This window comes from Pseudomonas sp. R37(2017) (assembly GCF_002113375.1).
Classification (GTDB): Bacteria; Pseudomonadota; Gammaproteobacteria; order Pseudomonadales; family Pseudomonadaceae; genus Aquipseudomonas.
The window spans coordinates 142383-155508 of sequence record NZ_NEHO01000003.1 but is presented as its reverse complement, the minus strand read 5'-3'; the positions used below and the strand labels follow the sequence as shown (position 1 = coordinate 155508).

The window sequence follows — 13126 nt, the reverse complement described above, 5'->3', positions numbered from 1 at the left end:
TCTTATGCACCCACACTTGATCAAATTACTCAGCCTGTCGGCCCTGACCGCCGGCATCCTCGCGGCCAGCGGTGGCGCGCGCGCCGATGCCGGCACCGCTGAAGCACAGGCACCGAAATTCACTGCCGAACCGTGCTGCAGCCTGTGCCCGGCTGCCCACGACGCGAAGAACTACACCACCCGCTATCAGCAGAACTTCACCACACTGGTGCAGGCCCAGGGTGACTGGCTGTTCCGCACCCAGGAAGACTTGCGCACCGAATTCGACACCACGCCCGCCGGCTACAAACGCATGAAACAACTGCACGATGCGTTCAAGAGCAAAGGCGTGGAACTGGTTGTCGTGTACCAGCCAACCCGTGGCCTGGTGAATCGCAACAAGCTCAATCCGGCGGAGAAAGCCAGCTACGACTTCGACAAGGCACTGAGAAACTACAAATCCATGCTCGGTCGTTTCGCCCAGATGGGCTACGTGGTCCCGGACCTGTCGCCACTGACCGACGAGTCGTTGCCCGACACCCTGCCCGCCCACGACTTCTACTTCCGTGGCGACCAGCACTGGACCCCGTACGGCGCCCAGCGCACGGCGAAAATCGTCGCCGAGAAGGTCAAGCAGTTGCCTGAGTTTGCCGACATTCCCAAGCGCGAGTTCGAGACCCACAAGTCGGGTCGCATGGGCAAGACCGGCACCTTGCACAACATGGCCGGTCAACTCTGTGGCACCAGCTACGCGATCCAGTACATGGATCAATTCACCACCGAGCCCAAGGGCGAAGCGGCTGACGGCGACCTGTTCGGCGACTCCGGCAACCCGCAAATCACCCTCGTGGGTACCTCCCACAGCGGCAAGAACTACAACTTCGCCGGTTTCCTCGAAGAAGCCATCGGCGCCGACATCCTCAACGTGGCGTTCCCCGGCGGCGGCCTGGAAGGTTCGATGCTGCAGTACCTGGGCAGCGACGAGTTCCAGAAGAACCCGCCGAAGATTCTCATCTGGGAATTCTCGCCGCTGTACCGCCTCGACCAGGAAACCATCTACCGCCAGATGATGGCCCTGCTGGACAACGGTTGCGAAGGCAAGGATGCGCAGATGTCCGGCAGCGCCACGCTCAAGCCGGGCAAAAACGAGTTGATGGTCAACAGCAAAAACCTCGACCTGCGCAACAGCAGCCACCAGGTCGACATCCGCTTCGCCGACACCTCGGTGAAAACCCTGCAAGCCACCCTCTGGTACATGAACGGCCGCCACGAGGACATCAAGATCGAAAAACCGGAAACCTCCGAGACTGATGGGCGTTTCGCTTTCGAGTTGCGCACGGATGAAGACTGGGCCTCGCAGAACCTGCTGGCCGTTGAAGTCCAGGGCCCCGAAGCCGGTGCCGCACCTCAGACAGTCGAAGCGAAAATCTGCAAACGCAACGTGTTCCCGGGCGCCGAGCAGCGTACTGCTTCGGTCGGGCAATGAGGTCTGCCATGCACTATCCGAGATTTTCCGCACTGTTGGCTCCCACGCTCTTGAGCCTGGCGATGTTCACCGGGGCCACGCAAGCGGCGGCGCCACTGCGTCCACCCCAGGGCTATTTTGCGCCTGTGGATAAATTCAAGACCGGCGACAAGAGCGAAGGCTGCGATGCGATGCCGACGCCGTACACCGGCTCGTTGCAATTTCGCAGCAAGTACGAAGGTTCGGACAAGGCCCGCGCGACCCTGAACGTGGAGTCGGAAAAAGCTTTCCGCGAGAGCACCGCCGACATCACCAAAATCGAGCGCGGTACCAGCAAGCGTGTGATGCAGTTCATGCGTGACGGTCGTCCCGAGCAGCTGGAATGCACACTGAGCTGGCTGACCGCCTGGGCCCAGGCCGATGCGCTGATGTCCAAGGACTTCAACCACACCGGCAAGTCGATGCGCAAATGGGCGCTGGGCAGCATGGCTTCGGCGTACATCCGCCTGAAGTTTTCCGATTCCCACCCGCTGGCTACCCATCAACAGCAAGCCCAGTTGATCGAGGCCTGGTTCAGCAAGATGGCCGACCAGGTGGTCAGCGACTGGGACAACCTGCCGCTGGACCAGACCAACAACCACTCGTACTGGGCCGCCTGGTCGGTGATGGCAACGTCCATCGCCACCGACCGCCGCGACCTGTTCGACTGGGCGGTGAAGGAGTTCAAGGTCGGCGCCAGCCAGGTCGATGCCGACGGCTACCTGCCCAACGAACTCAAGCGCCAGCAACGGGCACTGGCCTACCACAACTACGCCCTGCCGCCGCTGGCAATGATCGCCAGTTTCGCCCAGGTCAACGGCGTGGACCTGCGCCAGGAAAACAATGGCGCACTCAAACGCCTGGGTGACCGGGTGCTGTCAGGGGTGAAAGACCCGGATGAGTTCGAGCAGAAGAACGGCAAGGAACAGGACATGACCGACCTGAAGGAGGACATGAAATTCGCCTGGCTCGAACCGTTCTGCTCGCTCTACACCTGCTCGCCCGAGGTGCTGGCGAAGAAGCACAAGATGCAGCCGTTCAAGACCTTCCGCCTGGGCGGCGACCTGACCAGGGTCTACGACCCGGCCAATGAAAAGGGCAAGGGGTCTTAAGCAAACACAGATTCCCTGTGGGAGCGAGCCTGCTCGCGAAAGCGGTGTGCCAGTCCACACCCTTGGTGAATGTCAGACCGCATTCGCGAGCAGGCTCGCTCCCACAGTGAAGTGACGTTTGCCCTCCAGATTTTCCTGGGGGGTTTGGGGGGGCCGTGGGCCCTTGACTGTTGGTTAAACAAGGAGAGATCGGGATGGTTTTCTCATCCAACGTGTTCCTGTTTCTGTTCTTGCCGATCTTTCTCGGCTTGTACTACCTGAGCGGGCAACGCTATCGCAATTTGCTGCTGCTGATCGCCAGCTACGTGTTCTACGCCTGGTGGCGTGTGGACTTCCTCGCGCTGTTCGCCGGCGTCACGCTGTGGAACTACTGGATCGGCCTGAAAGTCGGTGCCGCCGGGGTCAAGAGCAAACCGGCGCAGCGCTGGCTGCTGCTCGGCGTGGCCGTGGACCTGTGCATCCTCGGTTACTTCAAGTACGCCAACTTCGGCGTCGACAGCATCAACGCGATGATGACGTCGGTGGGTCTTTCGCCGTTCATCCTGACCCACGTGCTGCTGCCGATCGGGATCTCGTTCTACATCTTCGAGTCCATCAGCTACATCATCGACGTCTACCGTGGCGACACCCCGGCGACCCGCAACCTGATCGACTTCGCGGCGTTCGTGGCGATCTTCCCGCACCTGATCGCCGGCCCCGTGTTGCGTTTCCGCGACCTGGCCGACCAGTTCAACAACCGCACCCACACCCTCGACAAGTTCTCCGAGGGCTGCACGCGGTTCATGCAGGGTTTCATCAAGAAAGTCTTCATCGCCGACACCCTGGCGGTGGTGGCCGACCACTGCTTCGCCCTGCAAAACCCCACCACGGGCGATGCCTGGCTGGGCGCGCTGGCCTACACCGCGCAACTGTATTTCGACTTCTCCGGATACAGCGACATGGCCATCGGCCTGGGCCTGATGATGGGTTTCCGCTTCATGGAAAACTTCAAGCAGCCTTACGTCAGCCAATCGATCACCGAGTTCTGGCGGCGCTGGCACATCAGCCTGTCGACCTGGCTGCGCGACTACCTGTACATCACCCTCGGCGGTAACCGCAAAGGCACGCTGATGACCTATCGCAACCTGTTCCTGACCATGCTGCTCGGTGGTCTGTGGCACGGCGCGAACATCACCTACATCGTCTGGGGCGCCTGGCATGGCACCTGGCTGGCGATTGAAAAAGCCATCGGCCTGAACACCTCGCCACGCAGTTTCAATCCGATCCGCTGGGTGATGACCTTCCTGCTGGTGGTGATGGGCTGGGTGATCTTCCGCGCGGAAAACCTGCACGTCGCCGGACGCATGTACGGAGCGATGTTCAGCTTCAGTGACTGGTCGCTGTCGGAACTCAACCAGGCCAGCCTGACCGGCCTGCAAGTGGCAACGCTGATCGTGGCCTACGTGACCCTGGCGTTCTTCGGCCTGCGCGATTTCTACAGCAATCAGCCTCCGGCCAAGACCAGGCCTGCGGTGAACGTCGACGCCGATGGCCCGGCCGCTGCGACACCGGGAACGATCAAGGCCGTGCCTGGGGATAACCCGGCGAATATCCATCAGCCTGGCTACACCGTCGGCGTCGAAGCCCAGGTGCAACCGGCCTACTGGACTGCCGACTGGTCGCGCTACGTGATGCGTGCGCTGGTGCTGCTGCTGTTCATCGCCTCGATTCTCAAACTCTCGGCGCAAAGTTTCTCGCCGTTCCTTTACTTCCAGTTCTGAGGGATCTGACCATGACCCGCTCATTACGCATCTTCTACATCGCGCTGTTCCTGGTGACCCTGCTGGTGCTGGGTCTGTGGTCGCTGCGCAGCTTCTTCGGCTTCAGCACCAACGCCGATGCGACGGTGCTCAACGGTCGCTGGACCAAGGCCGTGGAAACCCACTACGACGACGAATTCCCGATCAAGCGCCTGGGCACCAACCTCTGGGCCGCGCTGGATTTCAAACTGTTCAACGAAGGTCGTCCGGGCGTGGTGCTCGGTCGTGACCAGTGGTTGTACAGCGATGAAGAGTTCCACCCGGTGGTCAACGAAGAGCTGAACCTGCAAGGCAACTACGCGCTGGTCGAGGGCGTGCGCCAGATCCTGAAAGACAAAGGCGTGCAACTGGTCATGGCGGTGGTGCCGGCCAAGGTGCGCCTGTACCCGGAACACCTCGGCGAGGTGAAACCGGCGAGCATCCACGCCAACCTCTACAAGGACTTCCACCAGCGCCTGGCCGCGGACCGCATTCCGGCCCCAGACCTGCTCGGCCCGCTGCAACAGGCCAAGCAGAATGGCCAGCAAGTGTTCCTGCGCACCGACACCCACTGGACCCCGGAAGGCGCCGAAATCGCCGCCAACCGTCTGGCCAAAACCATTGCCGACAAGTACCCGCTGAGCGGCGAACCGCAGCGCTTCGTCACTGAACCTGCGCAGACCATCACCCACAAGGGCGACCTGCGGCTGTTCCTGCCGCTCGACCCGCTGTTCGAAAACCTGATGCCGGCCACAGAGCCACTGCACAAGCGCAACACCGTGGCAGCGGATGACCAGCCGGCCGGCGACGATGCCCTGTTCGCCAACACCGAAGTACCGGTGGCCCTGATCGGCACCAGCTACAGCGCCAACCCCAACTGGAACTTTGTGGGCGCGCTCAAGCAAGCGCTGAACAGCGATGTGGTCAATTACGCCGAAGACGGCCACGGCCCGATTCTGCCGATGCTCAGCTACCTGAAAAGCGATGCCTTCAAGAACAGCCCGCCACAGGTGCTGATCTGGGAGTTCCCTGAACGATATCTGCCCGTGAACAACGAAATCGGCGACGCCGACCCGCAGTGGGTCGCAGAGCTTAAACAAGCCGGCGCGCGCCAACAAAACGTAGCCATCAACAACAAATCCGAGACGCCCGACCGGGCGCAAAACTGAAAGAGAGGTACACCATGACTTTCACTACAACTCCTCGTCGTCTCGCTAAACGCTTCGCCCTGGTTGCCGGCCTCAGCGTGCTGTCGGTACAGGCCTTCGCCGCTGGCGACGCCGCCCTGTACGGCCCGACCGCACCGAAAGGCTCGACCTTCGTGCGCATCTACAACGCCAGCAACGCCGAAGTCAGCGCCACCGTCGGCAGCACCAACCTGAGCGATGTCGCGCCACTGTCGAGCAGTGACTTCAGCTTCATGCCGGGCGGCGACTACAGCGCCAAGGTCGGCAGCCAGAGCCTGCCGGTGAAACTGGCCGGCGACCACTATTACACCCTGGTCAACAACGCCAGCGGTGCACCGCAACTGATCGAGGAGCCGCCGTTCAAGAACAAGCAGAAGTCCCTGGTTCGCATGCAGAACCTGAGCGACAAGGCGCTGACCCTGAAGACCGCCGACGGCAAGACCGACGTGGTGCCGAACGTGGCGCCCAAAGGCCGTGGCGAACGTGAAATCAACCCGGTGAAGGTCAGCCTGGCCTTGTACGACGGCGCCACCAAAGTCGGCGACGTGAAACCCGTCGCCCTGGAGCGCGGTGAAGCCGCGGTGCTGTACGTCACCGGCAGCGGCAGCAGCCTGTCGCCGGTGTGGGTGAAGCGCCCGGTGTCGACGCGCTGACAAATTTTCCGGACTGACACCGATCCCCCTGTAGGAGCGAGCACGCTCGCGATAGCGGACTGACATCCCATATTGATGTCGACTGACACACCGTCATCGCGAGCAGGCTCGCTCCTACAGGAGACCGCAGCGTCAATCCGGACACGAAACAAAAACAAGAGTGAAACGACAGAACTTTCGTGGCTCTAACCAATCGATATTCAAGGAGTAACAACATGATTCCAGTAATCTTGTCAGGTGGTAGTGGCTCACGTCTTTGGCCGCTTTCCCGCAAGCAATTCCCCAAGCAGTTCCTGGCCCTGACCGGCGAGCACACGCTGTTCCAGCAAACCCTGGAACGCCTGGTGTTCGAAGGCATGGACACACCGATCGTGGTCTGCAACAAGGACCACCGCTTCATCGTCAACGAGCAATTGGCCAGTCGCAAGCTGGAATCCCAGCGCATCCTGATGGAACCGTTCGGCCGCAACACTGCGCCGGCCGTGGCCCTGACCGCGATGATGCTGGTCAACGAAGGTCGTGACGAGCTGATGCTGGTACTGCCGGCCGACCACGTACTGGAAGACCAGAAAGCCCTGCAACGCGCCCTGGCCCTGGCCACGGTCGCCGCCGAAAACGGCGAAATGGTGCTGTTCGGCGTGCCGGCCACCAAACCGGAAACCGGCTACGGCTACATCAAGTCGACCAACGACTCGCTGCTGCCCGAAGGCGTCAGCCGTGTCTCGCACTTCGTCGAAAAACCCGACGTGAAGCGCGCCACCGAGTTCGTCCAGTCCGGAGGCTACTTCTGGAACAGCGGCATGTTCCTGTTCCGCGCCAGCCGCTTCCTGGAAGAGCTGAAAAAACATGATCCGGACATCTACGACACCTGCCTGCTGACCCTGGAACGCAGCCACCAGGATGCCGACACCATCACCTTCGACGAAGCGACTTTCGCCTGCTGCCCGGACAACTCCATCGACTACTCGGTGATGGAAAAAACCCAACGCGCCTGCGTCGTGCCGCTGACCGCCGGCTGGAGCGATGTCGGCTGCTGGTCGTCGCTGTGGGAAGTCAATGCAAAAGACGCCAACGGCAACGTCACCAAAGGCGATGTCGTGGTCCAGGACAGCCGTAACTGCATGATCCACGGCAACGGCAAACTGGTGTCGGTGATCGGCCTGGAAAACATCGTCGTGGTCGAAACCAAGGACGCCATGATGATCGCCCACAAAGACAAGGTCCAAGGCGTGAAACAACTGGTCAACACCCTCAACGAACAGGGCCGCACAGAAACCCAGAACCACTGCGAGGTCTACCGTCCGTGGGGCTCCTACGACTCGGTGGACATGGGCGGGCGCTTCCAGGTCAAGCACATCTCGGTCAAGCCGGGCGCCTGCCTGTCGCTGCAAATGCACCACCACCGCGCCGAACACTGGATCGTGGTCAGCGGCACGGCGGAAGTGACCTGTGACGAGAACGTGTTCCTGCTGACCGAGAACCAGTCGACCTACATTCCGATCGCTTCGGTGCATCGCCTGCGTAACCCGGGGAAGATCCCGCTGGAGATCATCGAGGTGCAGTCGGGGAGTTATCTGGGAGAGGACGATATCGAACGGTTCGAGGATATCTATGGGCGGTCTACGCCGGTTGAGCGTGGGGTATCGGTGAAGACGATCGCGCAGTAAGGAGTCGCACTAAAAGCCCTCGTCCAGCTGACTGCGCTCCCTATCCGCAGGCGGTTGAACGGGGCTTTTTTCAATCAAAACAATTTGCCGATTCTGCTTAAAAGAGACCCACCTGGCTTCTTGCCTGCTACGAACACATGTCCGTGACGGCTTCCGGGTTTGCTGCCTTCTTCCCTCACTGAATAACCCAGCCGCTTCAATTCTTGTGCCGCAACCTCCCTGTACGGAGCATGACCATTGAAGAAAAACGCCTCGGCTCCTGGCCGCAACAATGCATCCGCTGCTTGGATCCAGGCCTGAATGTGCTCATCTTTAAACGGATTACGCGTTCCTCTGAAAAGATATTCAAAACTGACCACGTCAAATTGCAGCAGCCCATGCCGACCAAGATCGGTGCCTCTGTAAGTGACCAGGTCAGCCGTAAGATCCGCGTTCGCTCCCGCATCGATATCCACCGTAAAGTCATGCTCGTGGGAACTTCCCAAAGAACAGGCTCCCCCTGTAACACCACCCATGCTGGTCACGTTTTGCGGGGTAGCGCCACATCCGACTACCAATGTTCGCTGACGGTCCTTGTGCGTCTCCAGATATCGCAAAACAGTCCACCGAGGGGCTTTGGCCGCAGCTGTATTCACCGTTGACGTCACCGCGTGTGGCATTTGAGGGGTTAAATTCAGGTTGGCTCGATCAGCACCAACAACGTTCTGATTAAAATCGAGCTCCCCCTCCTCCGCTACACGCTCTGGCAAAGCTCCGACTTGACCATCGTTGACCACTACACCCTCTGGCAAATCTCGGACTTGACCATCAGCGTCACGGAAAACCAGGGGGCGGTTCGCGACCATGCAATAAAGGTTGAGCCCGTCAGCGATGCCCGCCGGGTCAACCGTTGTCCAACGCTGCTGCCACGGGATGTAATACCTGAGTCCGTAGTAATAGAGCCCCGTTGCATCCCGTTCTTTGCCTGAGTAGCCAGAAGTGCGATAACTGGCTTCGCTGGAGTCCCCCCCTTCATGGAACGCCGAACTGCCAAACGGATGATAGCTTTCCCGGCTGATGATCCTGGCCTTGCTGTCGATCTCCAATGTGCAGGAACCGAGGTGATCCGTCAGGTTGAAGCGATACTGATCATTGAGTTCGTCACGTGACCGGGGTGACTCCCAGTGAAGCACTTGCACCTGGGTGCGCCCGGCCTCGACAGAGATGACCTGTAGCACCTCCCCCGTGGCACTGTTGCTACGAATTTCCAGTCCAGTGAAATACCGGGTTTCCTTGAAAATCGACCGGGCGTTGGTTTGACGTGATGTCATCTTGCGCTGCCGAAGCCCACCGCCGCCATAGATATAGCGCTCACTATCATCCAGGTTCGAATTGCGTTCGACAGGACGGACTTCACTGAGTTGATTACGCAAATTCCAATTCAGTACTCGCCCTTTTTCCAAAGCCAGTAGATTGCCGTTGGCATCAAATCCGGCAGCAATATCCGATTCATCAGGCGGACGTCCGTCCAGTTCCGGCAGGCAACGATTACTGTATCTGGACGCCGTCAGGGTTCGGCCATGGTGCTGCGAACCATGATGGATCAACTCCACCAGGTTGCCTCCAGCGTCGTAACGATAGGTCTGGCGATAGTTGGCCACAGCGAGTGGATCTTCGATCCGTGACGGCCCCAGGTTCATGGCCCCGGCTTCGTACCCGGAGGCACCGATCAGTTGATAAAGGCTGTCATGGGCGTAGCGATTGATCGGGTCGATACGCTGGTTGGCAAAGTGGCGGACCGGCAGTGCCTTGTCCTCGATGCTCAGGATGTTACCCACCGGATCATATTGATAGTTCAAGTCCTGCAGAGGCTCGCCGTTGCTGCGATGGCTCTTCAAACGGATCAGTCGACCGTCCTGCGTGCTGTAGTCCAGCAGGCTGATCACCCCATTGCCCGAGGTTTGTCGGTCTATCTGCCGTTGCGCGTTGTAGCTGATGGTGCTGACCAGTGTCCGGGGGGCCGAAGCGTTCTTGAGCCGCAATGCCGCATCACGCAACTGTCCATCGATGGTTTGATTGAAGTACTGGCAGTTGCCTCGGGCATCTGTCTGCCGCAACCGATCCCCCAGAGGATTGAAAAGAAACGTACTGCGAGCGCCTGCCCCTGGCTCCAGCAGCAGATCCCGCTCATTGACAGGCAAAGGCCAGTCCGGCGGATCCAGCGTCTGCAGGAAGTATTGCTCCTGTTCGAGTGATTGCCCCGTGATCGCATACCCATTGAATGTACGCGTTCCTGCCGGATCATCGTGACGGATCATTTTCCCGCATTGATTTCGCTCCGCAAAAGCGGCGTGGGCGCTTGCATAATCGAAACGCTCCGCACAGATCAACCGGCTCCCATGCGCCTGTTCAAAAACAGCCAATGGTCGCAGCTGATCATCATATTCAGTCAGGCGCTGACTCCTGCGGCTGTCCCAGTTGTGCAGTGTCTGCCCTGCCTCTGCGAACAATGTCATCCGTACACCCGCATCTACACTCAGACTGCTCAGAAGCAGACCAGACAACGAGTAAACATTTTGCAGATTGGCCGGTGCCGAAGCGTCCAGAAACAGCCGTGGATCCCACTGTGCAATCGCACGCCCCGCCCAATCATGAGCCGTGCGGTTGACCCGTGCCTGAGGGGGCTCACCATCGTTGTCACGCCAGTAACCCACGGCGCGTACGGGTAATCCACGAGGGTCACTTGCCGTCAGGCTCGGGGTGAGACGGTGGACTGAAAGGGTTGCTGGCACTGTAACCGCTCCGGAATGACTCTCCCCAATCTAAGCCTGTCGATCAAATGCCCGGCTACTGTCAGAAATTACAGTGCCGACAGATGGTCTTGCGCAACATCGCCATACCCCGCCCATCGCCAACCCCACCTGCGCTTAGGTAGGATGAGCCTCTCTACTCCCGAGATTTACGTCATGTTCATCGGCGTCCTGCTGGTCATCACCTGGCTGGTCCTGTTGCTGCGCTATCCGGCCAAGGCCTTGCCGGTTTCCATGGCCGCCGCCGTGGGGCTGGGTCTGGTTGCCACCTGGGTCGTCTGGATGGACCACCGCGAACTCAAGCAGCTGCAACGCCTGGAGTTGCGCATCAGCTATGCGCCGCAACACTGCCCAGCCGACCGTCCGTTGAAACTGACCATGAACAACGGCAATGACGTGCCGCTGACGGAACTGCGCTGGCGGGTCGCTGCGTATGCGCCAGGGGACACGGTGAACCTGGCCGACAACCAATACACCGCCCCGCGTTATCGCGGCCCCGGCGAATTGCAGGCCGGTGGCAATTGGGAAGATTGCTTGCCGCTGCCGCCATTGCGCCCCGGCTACCGCCCGGAAACCCTGGAGTTTCGCGCCGAGCGATTGCAGGGTAGTTTTTCCGACTGATCCCTCCCCATTTTTTGCACAAGGAATGCGCCATGCCCGTTGTGTTGATTACCGGTTGTTCCAGCGGCATCGGCCGCGCCCTTGCCGATGCGTTCAAGGTCGCCGGTTATGAAGTCTGGGCCAGTGCCCGCAAGGTCGAAGATGTCGCGATACTCTCCGCCGCGGGCTTCACGGCCGTGCAACTGGATGTCAACGATGCCGCCGCGCTGGAAGCCTTGGGCGAGCGAATCAACCAGCAGACTGGTGGCCTCGACGTGCTGATCAACAACGCGGGTTATGGCGCCATGGGGCCGTTGCTCGACGGCGGTGTACCGGCCATGCAACGCCAGTTCGAAACCAATGTGTTCGCCATCGTCGGCGTCACTCGCGCCCTGTTCCCGGTGCTGCGCCGGGCCAAGGGGCTGGTGGTGAATATCGGTAGTGTGTCCGGTGTTCTGGTCACGCCATTCGCCGGTGCCTATTGCGCCTCGAAAGCCGCCGTGCACGCCTTGAGCGATGCCTTGCGCATGGAGCTGGCGCCGTTCGGTGTGCGGGTCATGGAAGTACAGCCGGGGGCCATCGCTTCCAGCTTTGCCAGGAATGCCGGCCACGAAGCCGAGCAACTGATCAGCGAGCAATCGCCGTGGTTTCCGCTGCGTGAAGGCATACGCGCACGGGCCAGGGCGTCCCAGGACAAGCCGACCCCGGCCAGTGAGTTTGCCGCCGGGTTGCTCAAGGCTGTGCAGCAGGGCAAACCTGCGCGACTGGTACGCCTGGGCAATGGCAGCCGCGCATTGCCGCTGCTGGCCGGGTTGCTACCCAAAGGCTTGTTGGAAACCGGGTTGATGAAGCGGTTCGGGTTGCGTGGGCAGCTCTGAGACCGAGTCGACACTTTCGCGAGCAGGCTCGCTCCCACAGGGTTCCGCCACACCAAAAAACCTTGTGGGAGCGAGCCTGCTCGCGAAGGGAGCGACTCGGTCTATCGCTTATGCCCCATCACCTTGCTTCACCACCACCGTACAGGTAATCCCCGCCGCCAACAGCACACCCTCCGGCACTTCATCGATGTGAATGCGCACCGGCACCCGCTGCGCCAAACGCACCCAGTTGAAAGTCGGATTTACATCGGCGATCAACTCGCGGCTCTCCGGGTTGTCGCGGTCGTAGATGCCGCGCGAGATGCTTTCCACGTGGCCCTTGAGCACTTCGCCGCTCATCAGTTGCATGTCGGCCTTGTCGCCGACGCGCACGCGGGGCAGCTTGGTTTCCTCGAAGAAGCCGTACACCCAGAATGAGTTCATGTCGACCACGGCCATTTTCGCCTCGCCGATGCGCGCGTAGTCACCGCGATGTACGTTGAGGTTGGTCACGTAGCCGTCCACTGCCGCACGGACTTCAGTGCGTTTGAGGTTGAGTTCGGCGGCTTCCAGTTGCGCCTGGGCCTGCTGGTAATCGGCCAGGGCCGAGTCCGCGAGGTTGCTGGCGTCGTCGCGGTTTTCCCGGGAGATCACCAGGTTGTCCATGTCCGCACGACGATGGGCGTTGACCTTGCGCATCTCCCAGGTTGCCTTGCGCGAGGCCACCAGGCTCTGCGCCTGCTTCACCGCGAGACGGTAGTGCTCGGGGTCGATCTGCATCAGCAAATCGCCTTTCTTCACCCGTTGGTTATCACGCACCGGCACGTCCACCACTTCGCCAGTGACGTCGGCGGCAACGTTGATGATGTCGGCGCGCACGCGGCCGTCGCGGGTCCATGGCGTGTTCATGTAGTGCTCCCACAAGGATCGACCGATCCACAGCGCGAGGGCCAGCACCAGCAAGGTCGCGAGCAGGCTGAAAAACTTTTTCATCAGGACG

At 60.4% G+C, this 13126-nt stretch carries 10 protein-coding genes; 8 read left to right on the top strand and 2 right to left on the bottom strand.

Annotated elements, in window-relative coordinates; all coding sequences use genetic code 11:
* Positions 1 to 4: 4 nt before the first annotated feature.
* From CAG47_RS06515 to CAG47_RS06490, 6 genes are all read left to right on the top strand, one after another.
* Positions 5 to 1465, top strand: a complete 1461-nt coding sequence (locus CAG47_RS06515; protein WP_085724092.1) for an alginate O-acetyltransferase — start codon at positions 5 to 7, stop codon at positions 1463 to 1465.
* Positions 1466 to 1473: 8 nt separating this feature from the next.
* Positions 1474 to 2595 (top strand): mannuronate-specific alginate lyase, encoded by a 1122-nt coding sequence (locus tag CAG47_RS06510; RefSeq protein WP_085724091.1) that lies wholly within the window; start codon positions 1474 to 1476, stop codon positions 2593 to 2595.
* Positions 2596 to 2789: 194 nt separating this feature from the next.
* Positions 2790 to 4355, top strand: a complete 1566-nt coding sequence (locus CAG47_RS06505) for an MBOAT family protein (RefSeq protein ID WP_085724090.1) — start codon at positions 2790 to 2792, stop codon at positions 4353 to 4355.
* An 11-nt stretch (positions 4356 to 4366) separates the two neighbouring features.
* Positions 4367 to 5542, top strand: a complete 1176-nt coding sequence (locus CAG47_RS06500) for an alginate O-acetyltransferase (RefSeq protein ID WP_085724089.1) — start codon at positions 4367 to 4369, stop codon at positions 5540 to 5542.
* 14 nt (positions 5543 to 5556) lie between these two features.
* Positions 5557 to 6213 (top strand): alginate O-acetyltransferase AlgF, encoded by a 657-nt coding sequence (locus tag CAG47_RS06495; protein WP_085724088.1) that lies wholly within the window; start codon positions 5557 to 5559, stop codon positions 6211 to 6213.
* Positions 6214 to 6428: 215 nt separating this feature from the next.
* A complete protein-coding gene (locus CAG47_RS06490; protein WP_085724087.1) occupies positions 6429 to 7880 on the top strand; it encodes a mannose-1-phosphate guanylyltransferase/mannose-6-phosphate isomerase in 1452 nt (483 codons plus the stop codon).
* Between the two features lie 74 nt (positions 7881 to 7954).
* Here CAG47_RS06490 and CAG47_RS06485 read toward each other — a convergent pair whose 3' ends face one another.
* Positions 7955 to 10573 carry an RHS repeat domain-containing protein gene (locus CAG47_RS06485; protein WP_143515810.1) on the bottom strand — a complete coding sequence of 873 codons (2619 nt, stop codon included), beginning with the start codon at positions 10571 to 10573 and terminating at the stop codon, positions 7955 to 7957.
* 252 nt (positions 10574 to 10825) lie between these two features.
* Here CAG47_RS06485 and CAG47_RS06480 point away from each other — a divergent pair, with 252 nt between their 5' ends.
* The gene (locus tag CAG47_RS06480) at positions 10826 to 11290 is read left to right on the top strand and encodes a multidrug transporter (RefSeq protein ID WP_085724085.1); all 465 of its coding nucleotides are present in this window, start codon (positions 10826 to 10828) and stop codon (positions 11288 to 11290) included.
* Between the two features lie 32 nt (positions 11291 to 11322).
* Positions 11323 to 12147, top strand: a complete 825-nt coding sequence (locus CAG47_RS06475; protein ID WP_085724084.1) for an SDR family oxidoreductase — start codon at positions 11323 to 11325, stop codon at positions 12145 to 12147.
* Between the two features lie 108 nt (positions 12148 to 12255).
* Here CAG47_RS06475 and CAG47_RS06470 read toward each other — a convergent pair whose 3' ends face one another.
* Positions 12256 to 13119, bottom strand: a complete 864-nt coding sequence (locus tag CAG47_RS06470) for an HlyD family secretion protein (RefSeq protein WP_085724083.1) — start codon at positions 13117 to 13119, stop codon at positions 12256 to 12258.
* Between the last annotated feature and the right edge of the window lie 7 nt (positions 13120 to 13126).